Consider the following 23,943-nt stretch of genomic DNA (forward strand, 5'->3'; position numbering starts at 1 on the left):
ACTATTAATATAAAATGAAACAGTACAGATTGTTTTTTTAACACAAATTCCAAACACAAAAAAGGTGAGCCTAAGCCCACCTTTTTATTTTAAAAACAGCTATCTAAAACTATAAGCAATTGCTAGAGGTTTGAGTAGCGAGGAAAACATGCGCAAGCACTACATATCGTAGGCTCAGCAAGTTTGACGAAGCTAATCAAGCATCTAGGTTTGCGACTAGCGCAACCAAGCACGAGCGTTACGGAACATACGCATCCACGCGCCGTCCTCATCCCATTCTTCTGGTTTCCAGCTGTGGTTATACGCTTTTAGGTTACGCTCAGGATGTGGCATCATGATCGTGACGCGACCGTCGGTACTACATAGGCCTGTGACACCGCCAAGCGAGCCGTTTGGATTGAGCGGATAGGTTTCAGTTGGATGACCTTGGCTATCGACATAACGCATCGCAAGCTGACCGTGTTTTGCCATACCGTCGATTTCGGTGTTGTCCAGCGTAGCATAGCCTTCACCATGCGCCACAGCGATTGGCAAGATACTGTCTTGCATACCTTTGAACAGGATAGACTTGGTACGCTCAACTTTTACGTTAACGGTACGCGCTTCAAAACGAGCGGATTTGTTCGCGACGAAGCGTGGGAAGTTTTCTGCACCTGGGATGAGGTCTTTTAACTGCGCCATCATCTGACAACCGTTACAGACACCTAATGAGAAGGTATCAGGACGGGCAAAGAATCGGACAAACTGCATGCGTAGCTCGTCATGGAACAAGATAGAGTTCGCCCAGCCAGAGCCTGCGCCGAGTACATCACCATAACTAAAGCCACCACAAGCGACCAGACCGTCGAAGTCACGTAGATTGATACGGCCACTGAGTAGATCGCTCATGTGTACGTCGACCGCTTCAAAGCCAGCTTGTGTAAAGCCTGCTGCCATCTCTGTCTGACCGTTGACGCCTTGCTCGCGGAGGATTGCGACTCTTGGTTTGCTGTTATCAGAATCAGCACGGCTGTTTACATACGGCTCTTCCACCTTTTGATTGAGATCAAAGTTTGGCGCAGCGATTAGGCCTTTATGGCTCGCATCAGCGATTAAGTCATACTCTTGCTGTACGCACGCTGGATTATCACGGCGACTTGCGATCTGATAGCTGACCTGCGTCCATGCTTGCTGCAACTCAGTACGGCTAAAGCGTAAGGTTTCATTACCCATTAGCGTTGGCGTTTGGATCAGTAAGCTATCTTCTTCTGAGCTTTGACCCACAAGGCTCAACATATCAGCAACGTTAAACTCTTCTACCAATTGCATTAAAGCAGCGACGTTTTCTGGCAATACTTGGATGACTGCGCCCAGCTCTTCACTGAACAGCTGACCGAGTAAGTTGTCATCAGTCAGTGACAGCTTGATACCTTGACGGCTGGTGAACTGCATCTCAGCGATGGTCGCTAGTAGACCACCATCACCGATATCGTGATACGCGCTGATGACGCCTTGCTCGTTACCTGCCTGTACAAAATTAAAGAAATCAATCAAATCGCTTGGCTGCGCTAGGTCTGGGCAGTCGTTACCCAATTGGCTAAGCGTCTGCGCTAGGATTGAACCACCTAGGCGTAACTTACCTTTAGATAAGTCAATACGGTAGAACGCGCTGTCGCCATTGATTAGCTCAGGGGTTAGGGTTTTTGCTACATCAACCACAGGAGCAAAGGCTGTAATCACAAGGCTCATAGGTGACACGACTGATTTGTCCGTCTCGCCTGCTTCACTGCTGTCTGTCCAATTGGCACGCATCGATAGCGAGTCTTTACCGACTGGAATAGCGATACCGAGTGCTGGGCACAGCTCTTCACCGACGGTATATACAGCGTCAAACAATGCTGCGTCTTCCGCATCATCACCACATGCTGCCATCCAGTTCGCTGACATGGTGATATCAGACAACTGAGCAATGCGCGCACCAGCGATGTTGGTAATCGCTTCGCCAATGGCGAGTCGTGCTGAGGCTTGTGGACTGATAAGGGCAACTGGCGTACGCTCACCAATACTCATCGCTTCACCGCTCATCACCTGACCATCGAGTGCAATCAAACCTGACGCTGTCACAGCACAATCCGATACTGGCACTTGATAGCGACCAACATACTGGTCACGCACGACCATACCAGTGATAGAACGGTCACCGATACTAATCAAGAATGATTTGCTAGCGACCGTTGGGTGACGCAACACGTCTTTGATAGACTCAGCTAAACTGACTTCACCCAGATCTAATGCAGGCAAGCTGCTGTCATGACGCTCAAAGCTACGCTTCATCTTTGGCGTACCACCGAGCAACACTTGCATCGGCATATCGACAGGCTGATCGCTGAGCAATGTATCGTCAACGACTAGCTGACGTACATCGGTGGCTGCTCCTAAGATGGCATACGGGCAACGCTCACGCGCGCAGATAGCATCGAACTGGGCTTCGCTATCAGGGCGAATCGCGAGGACATAACGCTCTTGCGCCTCGTTTGACCAGATGGCCATTGGTGACATGCCAGCTTCTAACGATGGAACTTTACGCAGATTTAGTACCGCGCCCATCTCATGGTCATTGACCAGCTCTGGCATCGCATTAGAGATACCGCCAGCGCCCACATCATGCAATGACACGATCGGGTTACCGTCTTTACCACTATTACTATCGTCGACACTATGTCCTGCCAGTGCCCAGCAGCGATCCATTACTTCTTGGCAACGACGCTCCATCTCAGCATTGTCACGCTGTACAGAAGCAAAGTCCAAGCCTTCATCAAGTGAACCACTGTCTACAGAAGACGCTGCACCGCCGCCTAGACCAATCTGCATCGCAGGGCCGCCAAGAACGATCAATAAATCACCTTGTTGAATGGCGTTTTTTTCAATGAGGTTGCGTTTGATATTGCCGTAACCACCTGCCAGCATGATTGGCTTATGATAGCCGCGCATCTCGCTGCCGTCTTTTGCCGCTGACGTATCCAGCTGAAAGCTACGGAAATAACCGCATAGGTTAGGACGGCCAAACTCGTTTGAGAAGTTGGCTGAACCAAGTGGCGCTTCGGTCATAATCTCAAGGCTGGTTGCCATACGGTCTGGCGTACCATAAGCCTGAGTACTCAATTGACCCGACTGCTCCCACTTCTCAGCGAGCTCTGGAATATGTAGATGTGATACGTGAAAGCCTGTCAGACCTGCTTTTGGCTTACCGCCACGACCAGTCGCCCCTTCATCACGAATCTCACCACCAGCACCTGTCGCTGCACCTGCATAAGGGGCGATAGCGGTTGGATGGTTATGAGTTTCAACTTTCATTAAGATATCGATGTTTTCTTGATGAAAACCGTAAGGATGAATTGAGTTGGCATCCATTGCATCGGTTGGAATAGGATAAAAACGCATGCCATCAGAGCCAGTCATCACCGCAGCGTTGTCTTTATAAGCAGATAAGATACCTTGTGGATTCGACTGATAAGTATTCTTAATCATCTGAAACAGTGACTTCGGCTGAACGTCACCATCCATTGTCCACTGGGCGTTAAAAATCTTATGACGGCAATGCTCTGAGTTTGCCTGTGCAAACATCATCAGCTCAACGTCAGTTGGGTTACGCTTTAGCTCATTGACATAGGCATTCATCAAATAATCAATGTCTTCACTTGATAACGCAAAACCAAACTCAGTATTGGCAGACTCTAGCGCGGACTGACCTTGTCCGATGACATCGACATGATTTAATGATGTTGGCTGCGCATCATCAAACAATTTGCTCAAATCACTCAAGTCATAAACCAAGCTCTGAGTCATACGGTCAAACAATAATTGCTCAGCAGCAGTTGGTAGCTTATTGTCGGTTGCGCCCACTTCACCATCGATTGTTAGCGTATAAACAACGACACGCTCAACACGGTTAATCTCAATTTCACAGTTATTAAAGATATCAGTCGCTTTACTTGCCCATGGCGAAATCGTACCAAAACGAGGACCTACGATGACTTGTAATTGATTGGCCTGTGGCACTGCAAGGACAGTAGCACTATCAACAGCGAGCAAATCTAATGCTTTTTTGTGCTCATCACCTTCTAGCTCTCGTGATAACACATACACTTGCTGGGTATTGATTTGGCTGACATTAAGCTCGGTTTTTTTCTGAAACTGACTGATAAGTTGCTGCGTCTGAAAATCGGTAAGAAACGGTTGTCCGGCGATGGTCATCATAAAGGCATAATCCGTAAGATCAAGGCATCTCTGCCATGCTAAGTAAATGGTCTGCATATTATAACAAGAAGACCTGTAATAAGCAGTCCTAAACCGAGATAAATTGCCGATACGAAGCATTAAATAGGTATGAGAGATCGAGGGTGAGTAAAATATTTGTTACTTTTCCCATACGCTATTTTCATCGTAGAGACGTTTTGAGCATATCGTTATAATTTTTACCTAATCCTTATAATCCTTACAAACGCTGACATCCTCTTACTGGCAACCTATATAAATGACCTATCGATAATCGTTAATCTAGATATCAGTTGCTAACGCGCTGAACATACAAACTAAAAAAACAACTCTAATCAAAAATAAGCCAATCAATAGCAATTTAGCCGCTAACACAAGCTCAATAACCATAAATCTAAAGAACTATAAATCCGAATGACTATAAATTTAAATAACTATCAAAAAGGAAGTTACTATGAGTAGACAAGACCATATCGATAAAGTACAAGAACTGGTAAAAGACATTAAATTTGCCATGATGACCACTCGTACTCACGAAGGCCACTTACATGCCTGCCCAATGACTACCAGCGAAACCAGTATCGGTGCAAAAGAGATTTGGTTCATCGGTGACAAGACAACCGAAACGGTAAAAGATATCGAAAAAGACCCGCAAGTAAACTTAGCTTATGTCAGCCAAGATTCAAAAAATTATGTCTCAATTAACGGTAAAGCAGAATTGGTCGAAGACCAAGAGAAGTTAGATGAACTGTGGTCACCTGTTTATAATGCATTTTATGAACAAGGCAAAGAAGATCCAAATGTGCAGCTGATCAAAGTCGTCCCACATGGTGCAGAGTACTGGCTAAGTGGAAGCTCAGTTGTCAATATGTTTAAGATGACAACTGCTGCTGTCATGGATGGCAAGAAAGCGACCAACTTGGGTGAAAACAACTCAGTGACGTTGTAAGCCGTCCAAACCATAACAGCAAAAGTAAAAACGCCAGTGGCTTATGCGACTGGCGTTTTTTTGTGTGTTTTATCTATAGTCAAAGGATCCTAAAGTCAAAGAACGCTAAAATCGATACAAGGCAGCCGACTGCAGATTATACAAGTAGTACATCTAAGAAGTTTAACGCGGTAGCGGTTTAGTCGTTCGCTGACTATATTTTCTATTGATAGGCATTACTGTGGTGGTTTTGCATAGCCATTGTCAGCTGGATAAGCCTGTGGCTGCGATGGCTTTGGCTTAGCAGGATCATAAAGTCCATAAATTGCCGTACCGATTACACCTGTATTATTAATAGAGCCAGAGCTAGTATTGGCAGCATAAGCACTCTCTGGCTTGCTAAATATGAACGAGGCAACTGAACTCTGACTCTTACGGAAACCTTCAATGACCAAATCATCATTAGGATTTAATACATATCCGCTATCGTAGCGACTGGCAGCGCTGCCATCGAGGACATTTATCCCATCGACACTAGCAACGATTTCATAAGTGTTGGCGCTGTTATTATGATACACCAAACGGTAGGCCTGACCTGCTTGACCTTGGACATAGTAATTACCAGAATCTCGATAAATTGGTAAAGTATCAGTGTCCGTCTCCATCGAAAAATCAACCTTGCCAGCCATTAGCGACATACTATTGATTGCACGTCCATTATAAGCTTTGTCTGCATAACGAACCTGCATCTGCTCGATCGGCTCACTACTCGTACGGCGCAGATCAACAGTCGTCACTTCAGAGTTGACATCATCACCCCATTTTGTCCCCAAACGTTCGGATTCTGCAGCGTCCTGAGTAGAGATCTCTGCCATAGAGTCCATTTGGACGGATTCTTCTGGCTGAACGGTTGGAGATGGTAGCTCTTGCACGTTTGGGCTTGAAGAACACCCCGTCAATAATGCCAGTACTAATACAGCAGCACCTGACTGTGCCTGATATGAGGTCATGCTTATCTCCTTGTTTATTTAGATAACGTTTTATACTAATTTAGAAAATTTCTTGTATTTTGTTTACTAATTTTTAGTATATATCAACCATACAAACAATGTCTAAGACAAATTGGCAACATCAGCCGTATTTCAAGCAAAGCATAAAAAACGCTAGAAGCGAATGCGACTAGCGTTTTTGTTCAAACTTTATCAACCTACCATCAACAATATGGGCTAACCACTTTGCTTGAGATATGGCCAAGCGGCTCTTAGGTATATCATCATCGACCATAACGTCAATATAACAGCGGCAACCATCAATACATAACCAATGGTTTCAAGTGACTGCCAATTGAGCAATAGCACCGTAATTGCGACCATTTGAAAGGTAGTCTTAAGCTTACCGACATAAGACACTGCCACACTGGTGCTCTTACCCAGCTCGGCCATCCACTCACGCAGCGCAGATACTGCAATTTCGCGCGAGATAATCACGATAGCAGCAATCGCCATTATAATATTGGGATGCCACTGCACTAGAATGATAAGCGCTACCGCTACCATCAATTTGTCAGCGACAGGGTCTAAAAACCGACCAAAAGCTGACATCACATTGAGCTTGCGCGCAAAATATCCATCCAACCAATCAGTCACTGCAGCGATAATAAAAACGCCCGTCAATAATAAATGGCGCAATAAGCTATCGCTAAACTCACTCATACCTACCCGCGCAATTGCATTGTCTGAAATAGCTGGCATGCCAATCCCCATGGACGGCGGCCAGTAGGCGATGGCAACAAATAGCGGAATCATCAAGATCCGTGCGATAGTCAGGTTATTGGGCAAGTTAAAAATACTTTTGGTATTTTGCGTACTTGATGGCTCCTGCGTATGCAAATGCGTATTTTCAGTCATGGCAAACCCAGTTTAATATAGACAAAATAATGGCTGATAGCTTAGCATTTTTCCAGTAGGTCGTCATGCCATCTCTTTGGCTACTCAGTACCAATAATATTGAAATCACTCTATGATATAGCCTTTGTATTAAAGTTTAACGTAATGTCATGTAACTAGAATAGCCAGATACCTATCAATTACGTTATGATAACAGCATAAAACAGTTGTACACTTAGCTTTATAAGCTTGGTAGATACGCCTATTGGATAGACAAATTATTATCTTACTTTCACAGTATATACTCACCTGAAAAATGGTAAAAAAATAGAACCAAGTAAAAAGACCATCTAATGGTAAACCTATAATAACAACAAGTCACAACTACTGCCTAGTAGCTACTGCTACACGATCAGTTTTCCTCAGCCCACAGTTCCTCCTCTGTGGGCTCTTTTTTGTCTATATTTATTCATCAATAAATATCTTGCTCTTTATTTAAATAAGATCAAATACTACAGATTCTTGAAAGCACTTATTCTTGACAGTACCTATTACTCAACGAATATATAAAAAACTCATGCAAAAATTCAAAAACCCACCATAGGCAGGTTTTTGAATGAGGGTTACACACCTAAAAAACAGGTATAACACAAATTTCCGTGTTTAGAGTGCCACATCATTTATCGTCATCGGCAAAACCTTGATTGGAACAGCATACAACCATGCCATGCCAGCGCTACAGTAAAATTTATTGTCAGAATAAGACACGATTCGTGCGGTAAAATCGTTGTCAATCTGATCCGTCATGGCCTCTTCATCGCTGTTATCATCTACTGCACACCATATCTCTTGACAACCACGTTCAAGCATCAAACGAGTCAGTTCACTTCCTATAAGCACTATAGCCACCTCTGGTTTTATACTGTTTAGTATATTAAAACATGCAAATATATCTGTTTATGCTAGGTTTGAATATTATTATTTGTAGCTTAGTTGTTACTTTTAATATACAAAATTTCAGAAATTTTATGATCAAATATATTTGGTATCGCTGTATTTTTTATAGTGAATCGACTAAATTTATCGTTAATTTGATTGAAATCACGTACTATTCTTTCCCGTTTTAAACGGTTCTGAGAATTGTAAAATTAAAAAACCCACAACAGATAAAATAATAGCAATTTCATAACGACCGTAGGCTACTGAAATACCAATAGCGCCTGTATTCCATAGACTAGCTGCCGTCGCAGTACCCTTTGAACCCATTTCGTTCTTAAAAATCGCACCACCACCAATAAACCCCATGCCTGTGATAATCGCATACATGATTCTCGCCTCACCAGCTGATTCATAAATATCCCGACCCACCAACATAAAAGCACAAGAGGCAATCGTCACTAAAGGAAAAGTTCTAAGCCCTGCGCCATTGTCTTTCATTTCACGATTAAGAGCGATAGGTAAAGATAGGACAAAAGCAATGCCCAGCTGAAAGAAGTGGTATTGCATTAATTCAATATCTATCTCAAATCCAAACATCGTTGACTATCCTCCTATCTTTATAATTTTGATGTATAGGGTTGATTGCACAGTAAGTAAATAAACAAGTAAGTCACTTGCGATGGTTAGATTGTTTTACAAATTGTATCAACTGTCTGTTGTGCCATTTGATAACAGCTTTCGATATTACCCTGTCCACACCAGTCACCACTAACAACCCACTGCTTCGGCTCATCTACTAAAATACCAAGACTGTCTTTGTTGATATCGGTATCAATAACCGTGGCAGCATAACGCCAGCGATGACAGTCTATTTGACTGGGCACGCTTTCTTCATTCCAGTTCAACGCTCGCTGTGCGGCTTGCAATAATTGTGCTTGGACGGTCTCGATATCATCATCGACATGCTGCTCTGACCAACGATTGCTAGCATGAATGGTCACACTGGGTAGCAGATCATCATGAGCAGGTTTTTGATGCTCAATAAATATTCTATCGAGAATAGAATCACTCAAATAAGCGACATCCCATTGCTGTTCGCTTAGGCTGCTTAGCCCTTTCGGTAATGCGGCAGTATCATTCCATCCTAACATCAGCGTATAACAAGCTTGCATTTGTGGCTCGGTAATATTGGCTTGCGCACCAAAGCCACTATTTGCCATCAACTCGACTGCCTGACCGTTAGGCGCGGTACAAATCACCCAATCAAAATAACCGAGACTCGCGCCAGTATCGTCAAACAGTTCAGTCTTTTTATCAGCTTTTTCTGCTATAGCGCTGTCATATTGAGCCAATGGTGCGACGCGGGTTTTAAACTTTATGGTAGTGTGCTGCAACTCATCCGCCAACTCACGTCCCCAGCTAGTCATTTTTGGTGTACTGATATAGCGTGATTGTGTGGTATTCCATTGCTCTTTGCTTTGGATATCAAATACCTCAATACTATCGTTTGCTGGTGTTAGGTTGACCACTTGTGCGCACCATGGTCTTAGTAGACCAGTATCTAGCCAAGGTGCGATAAACTGTTGGAAGCTTGCTGTTTTCGCCGTAAAAAACTGTGCGCCAAATGCCCATTGCCAGTTTTTTCCAGTTTGATTATCAGTACGATAACGGGTGGCCAAACGTCCAACACTGCGCGACTTCTCAAAAATAGTGATCTGCGGTATCAAATTCTTATCATTATCTTTGCCAAAAGCACGCTCTAATAATGTAGCGGTAAACAGTCCCGTCAGACCACCGCCGATGATAGCGATTTTGGGTGGAGTGGTATCAGCAGAAATTACAGAATGATGAGTCATAATGACAGTAAGCCTTATAGGATAGTTGGTCAGAAAATAATGATTTACTTTTAGTCGATGTACTTTTAAATAGCATTGAACCTCTAAAACCTACTCATATCAATATCATCTACGTAAAAAAGCCATGCTATTTTATAACATGGCTTTTCTGTCATTTCAGATTGAGCACACTTCATAATACTTCAAGCAAGGTTAACGCTGTCGTAATTTTATAGTGGAATGACTAAGCATCAAAAATTTCACTGCATATTGCCTGAAAGATAGTCGCTGCCAGCACCACATTTGAATGTTCAACACGCCCTATATTCAGTTGCCCAGAGCTATTTGGCTCTCTACTCTCCACGCTCAGCCTTGACCACCTCGACCAACTGATTAATCACAGAACTGTCTGCAAGGGTAGATAAATCTCCCAAGCCTACATACTGCCCTGCCGCTAGATTACGCAAGATACGACGCATGATTTTGCCCGAGCGCGTTTTGGGTAGTACATTGACGATATGAATGGTATCCAAATTAGCAATGGGCCCAATCTCAGAACGCACGTGTCGATTCAATTCAGCCCTCAATGACTCTGTCTCTTTTTCACCTGATTTTAGGATAATAAAGGCACAAACACCCGTACCACGAATCTCGTGTGGCATGCCCACAATGGCAGCCTCAGCCGTTGCAGGATGTGCGACCACCGCACTTTCAATCTCCGCCGTACCCAGACGATGCCCCGCGACATTGAGCACATCATCGACACGCCCTGTAATCCAGTAATGTCCATCCTCGTCGCGCTGTGCCCCATCACCAGTGAAATAATAGCCTGGATAATCGCTAAAATAGGTCTCTAAAAAGCGCTCATGGTCGTTGTAAATCGTCCGCATTTGTCCTGGCCAGCTGCTATTAATCAGCAGGTTACCTTCAGCAGACCCTTCTAATATAGTGTCATCGGTATCAACGATTTCTGGCTTGATACCGTATAGAGGGTTCATCGCCGCACCCGGTTTGAGTGCGACTGCGCCTGGTATTGGCGCCATTAAAATACCGCCTGTTTCCGTCTGCCACCAAGTATCAACGATTGGACATTTACTGTCGCCGACCACATGATAGTACCAATCCCATGCTTCTGGATTAATCGGCTCCCCGACGGTTCCGAGCAAGCGCAGGCTAGAACGATTAGACTCACGAACAAAGGCATCGCCCTCTTTCATCATTGCTCGAATCGCGGTCGGTGCGGTATATAAGACCGTCACATTGTGCTTATCGATGATATGACCAATACGTGCCCATGTTGGATATTCTGGAACCCCCTCGAACATCACTGTCGTCGTTCCATTAGCGAGCGGTGCATAAGTAGCATAGGTATGCCCCGTAATCCAGCCCACATCGGCTGTACACCAGTAGACATCATCGTCTTTAATATCGAAGACATCTCGAAACGTAGAAAGCGCATAAGTGATATAGCCGCCAGTCGTATGTAACACACCTTTAGGCTTACCCGTCGAGCCAGATGTATAGAGTAAAAACAGCGGGTCTTCGGCATTCATCACTTCAGGTTCGCAATACTTCGATTCGCCATCGACCAAGCTATGATACCAAACATCACGGCGGCCACTCATCGGTACGGAGTTGCCAGTACGGTGGACGACGATGACGTTGGTTACGCTGTCCGTACCATCCATATCAAGTGCGCGATCGACATTGGCCTTGAGCGGTGTACTTTTATTACCACGTAATCCTTCATCAGCAGTAATCACCAGTTTTGAGCGACTGTCTATCAACCGATTGCCCAAACTCTCAGCAGAAAACCCACCGAACACCACTGAATGCACCGCACCGATACGCGTACACGCCAGCATGGCCACCATCGCTTCCGGTATCATCGGCATATATAAGGTGACGCGATCGCCTTTTTTGACCCCAAGCTTACGCATGGCATTCCCTAAGCGGCAGACCGATTCGTGCAGCTCTTTAAAGGAGATAATTTTATGTAAGGAAGGATGATCACCTTCCCAAATAATTGCTGGCTTATAAGGGTTGTTTTGCAGATGTCGGTCGAGACAATTGACTGAAATATTCAGCTCGCCATCTTCGAACCATTTAATACGAAAGTCTTCTAAATCGTAATTCACATCGCTGATTTTGGTTGGTTTTTTTATCCAATCAATTAGCTCGGCACGCTGTGCCCAAAAGGCATCATGAGATTCAGGGGATTCGATAGACTGCTGGTAGTCGGTGCGGTATTGTTCGGCTGTCGTATTGGCAGCAGCGATGAACTCGGCTGCAAGGGGAAATGATTTCTGAGTCATAATAGTCATCCTTTTTAATTATTATTACCTGTACCAATCGTCAATAACGACCGTCTGTACAGGTAATAAGAGCCATCTTCCATAATGCGTGACACGTAAGGTTAGTTTGACAAATAAGCCGGATGGTTGCAAGGCATCAACTGCCATTCATAACAATATCACTGTACAGCGGTATAATTGGTCATACATGATAAAATGCATGGACAAGGCAATAAGGTATTTAATCCTTGTAACCTTAAATAAAATATGGACAATAGCTATTCTAAAGCGAACGCTAAGAGCGACTGACTCTTTTGAAGCACGACTTTATTGAATATAAGCAATCAGCTTTATTTTTATTATTTTATATCTATAGTCAATTTACCCTATTATCGATACAACGAACTGAGTGCCCACTATACGATTGGTTAGTGAGCGAGGTTAAGACCTGTAGCGGTTTTATAGTGGACAGGCTGTATCATTTTATGAGACCACAATGAGCAATCAACGCAATACATCACAATACGCCCACTACGATGTCATTATTATCGGTGCTGGCGCGTCAGGGTTATACTGTGCGCTCACTGCGGGTCGCCGTGGTCGCCGCGTACTGGTATTAGATCATGCCAATAAAGCAGGCAAAAAAATCCTGATGTCAGGTGGGGGTCGCTGTAACTTTACCAATTACTTCGTTGAGCCTGAACACTTCCTAGGTGCCAATCAACATTTCTGCAAATCAGCCCTTAGCCGTTATCCCAGTTGGGAGTTTATCAGTATGGTTGAAGCGCATAAAATTGCTTATCATGAGCGTGAGCATGGTCAGCTGTTCTGTGATGACTCTGCACAAGACATCTTAACCATGCTCCTTGATGAATGTGCCGCTGTCGGTGTACAAGTAAAACTGAATGCTCAAATTGAAAGCGTTCAAACTGTCGAAAACGACAAAAATGCTCGTTTTGAGTTACTAACGACCAAACAGCTGACTAAGAAAGAAAAGCAAGAAAGAAAAGAGACAGCCAATCAAACCAAGCTGCCACAAACAGGCTATCGCTGTGAGTCATTAGTCGTCGCCACGGGCGGATTATCTATCCCAACCATGGGTGCTAGCGGCTTGGGTTATGAAGTGGCACAGCAGTTTGGTCATACGCTCATATCAACTGACGCCAGTCTCGTACCTTTTACCTTCACTGATAAAACAGGTGAGCTTATTCGGTCATTGTCAGGTATTAGCTTGCCAGTCATTGCCAGTAACGAGCGCATTTCCTTTAAATTACCACTGCTATTCACCCATCGTGGACTGTCAGGGCCTTCGATGCTGCAACTGTCTAATTATTGGCATACGGGTGAAACCATCAGTATCAACCTGCTACCCGATATCGATACGACAGCGCTCTTATTGGCGCATAAAAAATCACATCCCAAGCAGCTGATTCGTACGGTGCTCGCTGATTATACTGATAGTGCATTACCAAAAAAGCTGCTGACCGCGCTACAGACTCACCTGTGGGAAGATATCAAAGATACCGAGCTTGCTAATATTAAAGACGAGCGTTTGGCAGAGCTCGGTGCGAGCTTGAATGGTTGGCAGCTAAAACCGTCTGGTACTGAGGGTTATCGTACCGCTGAAGTCACGCGCGGCGGTGTCAAAACAGATGAGGTATCCTCAAAGACTATGCAAAGCAACTTACAAGATGGTCTATACTTTATCGGTGAGGTGCTCGACGTCACAGGCTGGCTTGGTGGTTATAATTTTCAATGGGCGTGGGCAAGCGGTTTTGTTAGTGGTGAAGTTGTTTGATGCTATAGTCGGTTCAATGTGATTTGAATACAAGTAAAATCACCAAAAATAGTAGACTAATCGAGAGTGATATCCCATCCGATTTATAGAGGATTAACGATAGACAGTAAGGTCTACTAAATCTCCTATAGAAAATTATTCTACTTAAGTTGTCTTTTACCTGAATTAATTCCTGATAATTTAGATATAATAAGGCTAATATAGCGCAAAGTAGTCAGACAGAGCTGCTTTGCAGATAACAGTAATCTGTTTTACGAGGGAATATATGCGTCAAATCAAGAAGGTTCATGGTGAAAAAGTACCATATTGGGTGGGTGATGGCTTTTATGTAAAAACCCTAATCAACCATCTTGATGACAATCCCGATTTTAACTATCAGCATACCGATCCATTTTTGTTATTCGATTATGGTGTGCCCACCGTTTTTGAGCCAAATCCTGATTATAAATCACAACCACATGGTATTGGTAAGCATCCACACAGAGGTTTTGACATTGTCACTATCGCGTATTCAGGAGAACTTAGCCATGCCGATTCTACTGGTGGGTGCAGTGATATTTTGGCAGGTGACGTACAATGGATGACCGCAGGGCGCGGCATTATGCATGAAGAGTTTCACTCAGAATCATTTGGACAGCATGGCGGCGTTTTTAGTATGGTGCAGATGTGGGTCAACCTACCAAGTAAAGACAAACTCACCCAACCAAAATACCAAAGCATCAAACGCGCAGACATACCTATCGTCGATTTGATAGATAATAGCGCTAGTCAGACACTTAACAACAATGAAGAGCAAACCGTTATTGGTACAGCCGCTATCATAACTGGTGAGTGGCAAGGCGTCACAGGCGCAGCCAGCACATTCACCCCAGTTAATGTATGGAATATTGAATTACATACCGCTGGGTCAACGAAGCTGCAAGTACCCAACACGCACAATACGCTATTGCTAGTACAAGAAGGTAAGTTACTAGTCAATGATACGACTGTGAGCGCAGGACATTTGATTCAGTTTGAGCCACCCACGCAACATCGTACTGATATTCAAGATGGGCAAGCACCTGATACTGACACCATTGAGCTGCACTGTCCTACTACCGAAACTGATGGACAGACCTCAATGCCTATCAAACTTTTGCTATTCAGCGGGGAGCCTATTGGCGAACCAGTGGCTGGTTATGGCCCTTTTGTCATGAACACGCAAGAAGAGCTGCGCCAAACGTTTCGAGATTACCAAACAGGTAATTTTATTAAGTAGCTGACACTTTATCTAATAGCGAACACATACGTATCCACAGGTATAAAAAAGCCACCAAACGCTTATCGTCTGGTGGCTTTTATTCAAGGCTTATCTTTCACCTAACTAACTACGCTTGAGCTAAAAACGGATAATCGGTGTAACCTTCAGCACCGCCACCATAAAAGCTTTCGGGATGCTGTTCATTTAGCGCAGCGCCTTCACGAATACGTTCAGCCAAGTCAGGGTTGGCAATGTAATCACGACCAAAAGCAACGGCATCGATGTAACCTGCTTTAACATTTTTCTCTGCTTTTTCGGCGGTATAGCCACCAGCAGCGATAATCATATTATCAAAAGCAGCTCGGACACCTTGACGGAAAGTATCGCTATAAGGAGTACCACCAGCCCAATCAGGCTCTGACAGATGTAGATACATTAGACCACGCTTGTTAATCTGTTCAATCAACCAGATGTTTTCATCTTCGTTATAGCCGGCCTCTACATTGTTAAACGTTCCAAGCGGCGAAATACGAATACCGACATGATCCGCATCCCAAGCATCAACACAAGCATCGATGACATCTAGTGTTAGGCGCGCTCGGTTTTCACGGCTACCACCGTATTCATCAGTACGTAGATTGGTTTGTTCCACCCAGAACTGATGCAACAGATAGCCATGAGCGCCGTGAATCTCAACCCCATCAAAGCCCGCTTCTTTAGCATTTTTGGTTGCTTGTGCAAAGTCAGCAATGACTTGCTTGATTTCATCAAGTGTGGCTGGGCGAGGTGTCGTCGCGTCCACTCGAATTGCTTGATTATTACTATCACGTAGCGAGGTACGTATGCCGACGTTTACATCAGAAGCGGAAATTGGGGCTTTACCATCAGGTTGTACGCTCTCATGCGAGACCAGACCGGTGTGCCATAGCTGTACCACAATCTTGCCACCTTTGGCATGGACGTTATCAACGATGGCCTTCCATGCGGTGATTTGGTCTTGAGTATGAATACCAGGTGCGCCTGCATAGCCTTTCGCCTGAAAAGAAATCTGCGTCGCCTCAGTAATAATCAATCCTGAGCCAGCACGCTGTGAGTAGTATTCTCCAGCCAGCGCTGTCGGTACATCACCAGGCTCTACTGAACGCAGACGTGTTAATGGTGCCATTAATATACGGTTTTTTAGCGTTTGTGTACCCATTTTTACGGGTTCAAATAAGTTATCGTGTACCATGTTATGCCTTATTATGTTTGTCATTATAAATTGGTGTTCGTTATCATGATGAAGGTTTATTGAACGACCGTTACATTTATAAGGAATGCTTGTCATTATTCAAGTAATCTTTACAAACAGAAACACACGTTTATATTTATTTAATAACAGTGATATTCGCTATCTCAATTGCTTATTACAGGGTAAAATCTATGCACGCTCATACAAATAAGTTATTAGGACTCACATCAAATTACAAACATTCATACTCAACGGAGTATTGAAAGGATGCAATCTGTGCAAAAGAATCAAGTGCTACTTATTGTCAGTTCAAGCTTAGTGTTTGCCCTCACCGCCTGCCAGCCTCCTTCAGATAAAACGGCACCTGAAGCTGATACACAGACCACAACCGACCAAAGCTCTCAGCCGCTCGCAGAAGCAAAAACACCGAAAGAACTCACTAAAGCATTGGTGAAACTATCGGAAGATACATTAAAAGAGCAGCTCATTTGTAGCAAGCTGGAAGACACCATAAATACCATTGATAATAAAAGTGAAATCGAAAATATTCATGCGGTTCAGCACCAGCTAACGGCTTGCTTACCAGTGGCCGACAATACTCAAATCCTACAATGGCTAACAGAATATCAAGCGATGTATCAACGTTTTCTAAGCGTCAATAGCATTAATAATGTTGATAGCGCGATAGACAATAGCTCATTTTATGCCCTAATGCGTACGATTGAAGAAGACCAAACCGTCACTGTGGCACAACTAAAAGAGGTCAGCCCTCGTGTGCGATATTTGGTAAGTTTAATCAGGAGTGGTTCCGACGTTCATGTGCGCTATTTGGGTGAAGGTGATTATGAGTTTTATCACGACCTAACCGCCATGGCAGATATATTTATCCCTTATCTACCTGAGGATCAAGCGGCCTTTGTCCAGCGTATGGCAAAAGACAACCAAGAAATCTTTTGGTTCGATACGGCGATTGCCTTTTCTTTTGAGGAGTTGGTTGAACGTACTGTCTTTTGGGAAGACTTTATCAAGCACTATCCACAGAGTATCTTTTATAACGATGCCGAGTCGTTATTCAATATGTATCGCTATCTACTATTTTTTGGGTCCGAAAATACTCAATGGACAGATAAAGAAATACGCAACTTCTATGACTCAGACAATAAACGACTGCTGCTAAAGTTGGCTAAACGCCCCAATAATGAGCTGGCTAAAAATGTGCAAGACTTTTTCACATTTATGGAGCAATCTGATGCCGAGCGTCTGACGCAGTACCCTATACCTGACAAAGATGAAAACGGTGGTGAAATAGACGAGAGGAACATCACACAATATCAACTAAATGAAGCTTTAAATCTATCGTCACCATGGATAGCCACTCAAGATAGGAATTGTTTGACGGGCATTATTTGTGTGGATAAGGATGCTCAATAAAGCATAATAAAGCCAAAACACCTACATTACTTCATGCATGCTTCATCATCTGTTTAACCGACAACTCTAAAGATAAATAAGTGCCAAACAATATCACCATAGAGCCAACGATCGCTCGTGTGTCTAAGGCTTCTCCAAGTAACACATAACCTAGAATAATGGCAAAAATTGGAATCACTAAGGTAATACTCGTCGCTCTAGTTGGCCCGATATTTTTGATCAATTGATTCATAAAAATCAGCGCAATCGCAGTAGAAAACACGCCAATGCAAATCACCGATATCCATGCTTTTAGACTGATGCTCTGACCATAGGGAAACTCATAAAAGGTAACGGGCAACATGATAATACTGGCAATGATGAGTGAGCCTGCGGTGATGGCCACTGGTGAAACATTGTACAAATAACTTCTGGTGAAGTTGGCACCAAGCGCGTAACCAACACTGCCCAATAATGCATAACCCATTGGCAATAATCCTTCGACCAAACCTTTACTTTGATCACCGCCCCCAAACAATTTTTCGCTCATGAGAATGATCACACCAACCACACCAATAATCAAACCAAGTAGCTGTTTCTTTGATAATCTGTCTTTAAAAAAAGTGCTGGCGATAAAGCCACTCATGATTGGCACAGAGGCATTAAGCACTGCTAACACACCCGCATTTACCGATTGTGCTGAAAAAGAAAATAGCACAAAAGGTACGGCAGTGGAAAATAGTCCGACAAGCGCCAATAGCTTCCAATGCTCGCGGATACCAGCTCTGTTTTTCTTGCTGATTAACACAAAAATCAACATCACCAATCCGGCAAATATCACTCGCAGACTGGCAAAGGTAAGCGAGCCAAACTCAGGTACGCCGATACGATAAAAAACAAAGGACAGCGACCACATAAAGGAGAGCGTGATAAAGGTAATGAGGTCGCGTTTGGTCATGGATGAATCCTATTGAACGTCAAACGGCACGTGCCTACATTTAATAAATGCGCCGTTATTAAAAGTCTCAGTCGTAAAACTGTCGTATTGTGAAAAAAGACTACGATGATAACTTGTTAATCGCTCAATGGGGATTGTTTCTCTATACTTGCCGCCCACTTTCTGTTTATAAATTTACCTTATCTAAAATAAAGTCAATATCCTTATCACCGCACTCTAGTAAGTTGGTTAAAATTGACTTGGTTGCTCGTTTATTAGAAATAAAGACTTTGAATAAACTTTTCCAACCCTATAGGTTATGTCAACTAATACTGATACAACTAAATCTGCGACTTTAAACTTTTCCTAGCAATACTTTTATGAAAAAAAGAAAAGAACGTAACAAAAAATACAGACGCAGATAATATTAAAATTAGAAGAGTCGCTATGGCTTGCTTATAACTCTTAGTTCCATCATTGATCGTGTATATTGTAGGATTGAATATTTCTACCATATCCGAGACATCATCTGTAATACTGAAATAGCACCAAGTAATGAAAATTATACTAAAGAAGACCAGACCGCGCTTATCTGCTGATGGTTGATTATTTTCTGTCATTACCTCTAGGGACGGAGTATCTTGAGCACTTAATAGCATATACCCTGATTGCTTATGAGCAGTAATATCAACACTATAATCCTCTATATCTTCATGTGTCTCAAGGAAATCAGGAAATTTTTCGGTAATATAGTAAGGAACATGCAGGTAATAAGTTGAACTCAAGCAAAGCGATAAGCTAATTTTATGTAACGTTTCTATGTCCCTGACTTTCAATAACAACAGATGACCTTTTACTGTTATAACCTGTTGCGGTGCTTTATGTTTTTGGTAGATATCAATTACATGTTTTATGGTCAACCCAGCACTGCCTAATGCAAATAACATATAAATATAGAAGAATATCCCTGTACACCATGAAGCAAATAATAGTAAAAGAATGGTCGCAATAAGAAAAATGGCAGGCTCAACATATATGATATTGCTTTGTCGAATATCATATTCTAAAGCCGTTTCTAAACGCTGTGAAACCACTTCTAAAGTATCCGTACTACTTGCACCTATAAAAAACTTAGCATTGGTTGCTAGGTCTCTACCGTTAACGTTTAATGCTATAGCATAGTAAGTTCTTGCCGAACTTGGCCAGTGTCCCTTAACAATAACAACTTCAATACGATTGGCCTCATTATCAATATAGATATCCATATCATAAGGGAAATAGATATGTTTGTTATCTAATCGCAGTTTTGTTTGAGTATGTCCTGACGTGGCAAAGGTATGAGCAACGACATCTTTTCCCTCTATTAGATAGACATTATCAAAATGTTCATTAGCATATGACAAGTTAAATCTTTGCATATGAAGGTTTAAGTATAGTTTCTCTTGTTCACTTATTTTTCTGACTGGATTATCGATATTTCTTAATTGATCTTTACTTTTTTTGTCAGCATAAATATAAGATACGGAAAAAAACAAAGCCAATGATGCCAGTAGTACTCCAAATAATAATTCCAAAACCAAGTTTTCCTTATTAAAATATAATCATAGTCGACCTCTTATATAAGTCATCAACAGCCCCTGTAGTTTCCTTGGAAAAATCCATAGGTAAAACATTACTTTGTAAGAGTTATCGTGATGAGACTAAAAGTCAAAACGAACGATTATAACACCAATACCAAACTTAAGTTTTTAAAATATTAGCTATTCATATGTACTCATAACACTAAATCTTAAAAGAACATTTGAGAAAAAGGACAAAAAATGAAACTTCGCATCTTAAAATCTGCCGTGACCAACCCTTGGTTCAATCTTGCGACCGAGGACTGGATATTTAATACCCTCAACCCCGACTCGCACACGCTATTCTTGTGGCGTAATTCTGAGACCGTGGTTATCGGACGTTCGCAGAATCCGTGGGTGGAATGCAAAATCGATAAAATGGAAGCCGATGATGTGTTTTTGGCACGCCGTCAGAGTGGCGGTGGCGCGGTATTTCATGACCTAGGTAATACCAATTTTACTTTTTTATCACCCAAAGATAGCTACGACCAAAAAGCGAACTTTACCATCATCATTAATGCGCTGAAAAAGTTAGGTATAGAGGCTGACTTATCTGGGCGTAACGACATGCAAGTGGGTAATAAGAAAATCTCAGGCAGCGCTTTTAAACATGCAGCAGATCGCAGCTTTCATCACGGGACATTATTGGTGAACGCTAACATGCAAAAGCTAGGCGATTACCTCAACCCTCATCCACTTAAGCTAAAAGCCAAAGGTATTAAATCCGTGCGTGCTCGCGTCGCTAACTTGGTTAAGTTTAACGAGAACATCAATCACGAGACTTTATCCGATGCTATTATCGAAGCGTTTTGTGAATACTATCGCGACAAAGATTATGGCGACACTGCACCCATAGAAACGCTAGATGAAGCCAGCCTCGCCAAGCAACCGACCTTGAATAAATACTATCAGCAAATGGCAGATTGGGATTGGCGCTTTGGCAAGACGCCTGAGTTTACCCACCACATTGAGACACGCTTTGATTGGGGCATTATCGATTTGCATCTTGATGTGAAGCAAGCAGTCATTCGCGACGTTGTTATATTCTCTGATGCACTAAATGTTGAATTGATTGAACGATTAAAAGAAACCTTGACTGGCGTCAAATACAATAAAAATGACATTAAAACCAAACTTGATGAGCTCGGCACAGCGTATCCTGATGTAGCAGCACAAGTGAATGACGTGTCTAAATGGTTGATTCATGAGATGGAAGGTTAGATTTTTGCTTGCTGCTAGGCTGTATAATCAACCGCTAAAACACCTCGCTTGCTCGGCATAGATTATATGTGCCATATAGATTATACTGCGTGATGAACTTAAGTTCGATATTTAATAATCATCGATAGTGCTATATAAATCATAAATTGGGTATTCAAACCTCAACTTTAGACATTGAAGCAAGGTAGCAATATGGTAGCCTATATCACAGTTGGCGCAAAGACGACGCATGGCGGTACGGTCATCACCGGCTCTCCGCAAACCACTCATTATGGTATTCCTATCGCTCGGAAGGGCGACAAGGTCGTCTGTAAAAAATGCAAAAAAGTCGTGACGATTATCACGGGTGACCCGTCCTATATAGTGGATGGTGCGCCTGTTGCTCGTGCAGGTGATATGACCAGCTGCGGCTCAAAACTGATTGCTAGTCAACAAGCATTTTCGGAGTCGGGTTTTGATGTGGGTAGCATTAGTGACGAGATGACTGATGAAGAGCTGTATGCCCTGAATGATCAGATGATAGAGGATGCTATTGCAGATGGTGGACTTATGGCTTTCTCAAGTACAAAGGGTTTAACGAATGACTCAAAAGCACCTAAAAAGCCTACAAAATACAATAAAGACGGTACTGAGAAAACACAAAAACAAATTAATGATGCTTGGAAAGCATATTACGATCACAAGCATAAGGTCGAAGCTGAAGCTTTGGCTAGGCAAAAAGAAGAAGAGAAAAGTTTTTTTGATAAAGCAAAAGATTTTTTAGGTTTCGATGACGATGCTCAAGCTGATAATGCTATCAATACTGCTCGTAATGCTGCTGTAACTGGAGCAAAACTGCCAGGTACTGGTACTATGGCAGCAGGTGATACACTATTAGGTGCGGGTGCCGCTATTTATAGTGCTCCTGATACTGCAATGAGACAGGATTACGAATATTTCATTAGAACTGGGGAGCAAGCGCCACTTAACAAAGCTGCTACTCTATTCCCTGTTTATAATAGATCACGTCAACGAATTAATAAAGAATTTGTAGAAAAACACAAAGGTGCTGATTGGACTGAACCTGGTAAAGATGGGCGATCGCCTCAAAATGATCTCTGGGGTAAATAAAGAAATAATAAAGGTTGTAGTATGAAAAAGTTAATAGTATTACTCGTCTTAAGCCTAACCGCTTGCTCTAATAGTATGAACAATGACACCATATCTTTACTTGATTATACAACACCAAGCGAATTATCTGAATTAGGATATACGCCTGATAAAGTTGATCTAATCAACAGGGATATGAAAGCTTATTTTGGTTATAACCGCTATGACGGTCATCAAAGATATAAAATTAACAACTTCGATATTATTGTTAATCCAAACAACCCAGATGAACTTTATGTCGTCCAAGATGGTTCTTACTTATTAGCTATAAGAAGTCCAAATACCACAGTATTGTATAAAAAGGGAACAAAATTTCCTAATCTAGTAGACACCTCCATCTTTTTTGATCGTGAGCAGCCCTTTGTTGCTGTGGCTAATAAAGATGAGCAAATGTCTTTGGATATTAATTTAGATGGCGTCGATGCCGTCTTTGAAAAAAGACATTATGAAGGTGATGAAGGTTTTATGAATTATACTGACCTATTAGGGTTGATTCCTGACATAGAAGATGTTGTAGAAGCTAATATACCCAATCAGCAGTGCGAGAAAGTAGCTGGTCCCTTTGCGTGTTGCTTAAAAGAGGATCAAACGTATCAGCCCTATCATTTTACGTATGAAAGAGGTTGGGAGATATCTTCTGACAATGAAATAGCACAAAAGAAGTGTAATGCAGGGGAATAAAGTTACTTCACGGCTATTTATCGTTCATATTTATGAATTTTATTGAGACTGCTAAACATCTTCTAAATTAATTTACATTTGATCGTCATCGGCCGACTCTACAACAGCGCCAACCCGCCCCCATGGGGCTACCCGCAAGCAGCAAAGAAGTCTGGCATCAAGTCTAAAAGCTTTAACTCGCCCCTTGAGAACTACAATGAGCTCATGTTCAACGATGATGCCGGCTTTGAGCTGGTTAATTTTCAGGCACAGCGTGATCTAAACTCTTTAGTCAAGAACGATGAGACCCGCACGGTCAACCGTGACCGTACGACGACGATTGATAAAGATGAGACGGTGACGGTGCATGGTAATCGTACGGAAACGGTGGATCTAGATGAGACTATTACTATCCATCAAAATCGTACGGAAACGGTTGATCAGAATGAAACCATCACCATCCATCAAAACCGTAAAGAAAGAGTGGATGAGAATGAAACTATAGACATTGGTGGTAACCGAGATGAGACTGTGCATAAGAG

At 42.7% G+C, this 23,943-nt stretch carries 18 protein-coding genes; 8 read left to right on the forward strand and 10 right to left on the reverse strand.

Annotation, left to right across the window (positions count from 1 at the left end; genetic code table 11):
- Positions 1–216 precede the first annotated feature (216 nt).
- Positions 217–4,236 carry a phosphoribosylformylglycinamidine synthase gene (gene purL, locus ACT3SX_RS07235; protein ID WP_442069656.1) on the reverse strand — a complete coding sequence of 1,340 codons (4,020 nt, stop codon included), beginning with the start codon at positions 4,234–4,236 and terminating at the stop codon, positions 217–219.
- A 472-nt stretch (positions 4,237–4,708) separates the two neighbouring features.
- Here purL and ACT3SX_RS07240 point away from each other — a divergent pair, with 472 nt between their 5' ends.
- Positions 4,709–5,203: a pyridoxamine 5'-phosphate oxidase family protein gene (locus tag ACT3SX_RS07240; protein ID WP_192520172.1), complete on the forward strand. Its 495-nt coding sequence runs from the start codon at positions 4,709–4,711 to the stop codon at positions 5,201–5,203.
- Between the two features lie 215 nt (positions 5,204–5,418).
- Here the strand turns inward: ACT3SX_RS07240 and ACT3SX_RS07245 are convergent, their stop codons facing one another.
- The 6 genes from ACT3SX_RS07245 to acs form a co-directional block, all read right to left on the reverse strand.
- Complete coding sequence (locus tag ACT3SX_RS07245; RefSeq protein ID WP_192520173.1) at positions 5,419–6,192, reverse strand: hypothetical protein; 774 nt, start codon at positions 6,190–6,192, stop codon at positions 5,419–5,421.
- A 216-nt stretch (positions 6,193–6,408) separates the two neighbouring features.
- Complete coding sequence (gene pgsA / locus ACT3SX_RS07250; RefSeq protein WP_192520174.1) at positions 6,409–7,089, reverse strand: CDP-diacylglycerol--glycerol-3-phosphate 3-phosphatidyltransferase; 681 nt, start codon at positions 7,087–7,089, stop codon at positions 6,409–6,411.
- Between the two features lie 642 nt (positions 7,090–7,731).
- Positions 7,732–7,968, reverse strand: coding sequence for a hypothetical protein (locus ACT3SX_RS07255; protein WP_318779546.1), 237 nt, complete (start codon positions 7,966–7,968; stop codon positions 7,732–7,734).
- Between the two features lie 201 nt (positions 7,969–8,169).
- Positions 8,170–8,604 (reverse strand): MgtC/SapB family protein, encoded by a 435-nt coding sequence (locus ACT3SX_RS07260; RefSeq protein WP_192520176.1) that lies wholly within the window; start codon positions 8,602–8,604, stop codon positions 8,170–8,172.
- 86 nt (positions 8,605–8,690) lie between these two features.
- On the reverse strand, positions 8,691–9,863 hold the full coding sequence (locus tag ACT3SX_RS07265; RefSeq protein WP_442062439.1) for an NAD(P)/FAD-dependent oxidoreductase: 1,173 nt from the start codon (positions 9,861–9,863) through the stop codon (positions 8,691–8,693).
- A gap of 332 nt (positions 9,864–10,195) precedes the next feature.
- Positions 10,196–12,157, reverse strand: coding sequence for an acetate--CoA ligase (gene acs / locus ACT3SX_RS07270; protein ID WP_192519684.1), 1,962 nt, complete (start codon positions 12,155–12,157; stop codon positions 10,196–10,198).
- Positions 12,158–12,632: 475 nt separating this feature from the next.
- Between acs and ACT3SX_RS07275 the strand changes: the two genes are divergently transcribed.
- Together ACT3SX_RS07275 and ACT3SX_RS07280 are read left to right on the forward strand one after the other, a co-directional pair.
- A complete protein-coding gene (locus ACT3SX_RS07275) occupies positions 12,633–13,934 on the forward strand; it encodes an NAD(P)/FAD-dependent oxidoreductase (protein WP_192519685.1) in 1,302 nt (433 codons plus the stop codon).
- A gap of 265 nt (positions 13,935–14,199) precedes the next feature.
- Positions 14,200–15,192, forward strand: coding sequence for a pirin family protein (locus ACT3SX_RS07280; protein WP_192519686.1), 993 nt, complete (start codon positions 14,200–14,202; stop codon positions 15,190–15,192).
- A 109-nt stretch (positions 15,193–15,301) separates the two neighbouring features.
- On the opposite strand, the gene ACT3SX_RS07285 is transcribed toward ACT3SX_RS07280, so the two are convergent.
- Positions 15,302–16,405, reverse strand: a complete 1,104-nt coding sequence (locus ACT3SX_RS07285; protein WP_192519687.1) for an alkene reductase — start codon at positions 16,403–16,405, stop codon at positions 15,302–15,304.
- Between the two features lie 276 nt (positions 16,406–16,681).
- Here ACT3SX_RS07285 and ACT3SX_RS07290 point away from each other — a divergent pair, with 276 nt between their 5' ends.
- Positions 16,682–17,836, forward strand: a complete 1,155-nt coding sequence (locus ACT3SX_RS07290) for a hypothetical protein (protein ID WP_192519688.1) — start codon at positions 16,682–16,684, stop codon at positions 17,834–17,836.
- Positions 17,837–17,867: 31 nt separating this feature from the next.
- Here the strand turns inward: ACT3SX_RS07290 and ACT3SX_RS07295 are convergent, their stop codons facing one another.
- Entirely contained in the window at positions 17,868–18,773 is a 906-nt protein-coding gene (locus ACT3SX_RS07295) for a DMT family transporter (protein WP_192519689.1), read from the reverse strand.
- Between the two features lie 320 nt (positions 18,774–19,093).
- Entirely contained in the window at positions 19,094–20,326 is a 1,233-nt protein-coding gene (locus ACT3SX_RS07300) for a hypothetical protein (protein ID WP_192519690.1), read from the reverse strand.
- Positions 20,327–20,572: 246 nt separating this feature from the next.
- On the opposite strand from ACT3SX_RS07300, the gene ACT3SX_RS07305 reads away from it, so the two are divergent.
- The 4 genes from ACT3SX_RS07305 to ACT3SX_RS07320 all read left to right on the forward strand — a co-directional run.
- Positions 20,573–21,592: a lipoate--protein ligase gene (locus tag ACT3SX_RS07305; RefSeq protein ID WP_192519691.1), complete on the forward strand. Its 1,020-nt coding sequence runs from the start codon at positions 20,573–20,575 to the stop codon at positions 21,590–21,592.
- 192 nt (positions 21,593–21,784) lie between these two features.
- On the forward strand, positions 21,785–22,702 hold the full coding sequence (locus ACT3SX_RS07310; protein ID WP_192519692.1) for a PAAR domain-containing protein: 918 nt from the start codon (positions 21,785–21,787) through the stop codon (positions 22,700–22,702).
- Positions 22,703–22,723: 21 nt separating this feature from the next.
- Entirely contained in the window at positions 22,724–23,422 is a 699-nt protein-coding gene (locus ACT3SX_RS07315; protein WP_192519693.1) for a hypothetical protein, read from the forward strand.
- A gap of 78 nt (positions 23,423–23,500) precedes the next feature.
- Positions 23,501–23,943: bacteriophage T4 gp5 trimerisation domain-containing protein (locus tag ACT3SX_RS07320; RefSeq protein ID WP_444761699.1), on the forward strand; the 443-nt coding region annotated here is incomplete at its 3' end.

The organism is Psychrobacter sp. AOP31-B2-9 (genome assembly GCF_052378005.1).
Lineage (GTDB): Bacteria > Pseudomonadota > Gammaproteobacteria > Pseudomonadales > Moraxellaceae > Psychrobacter.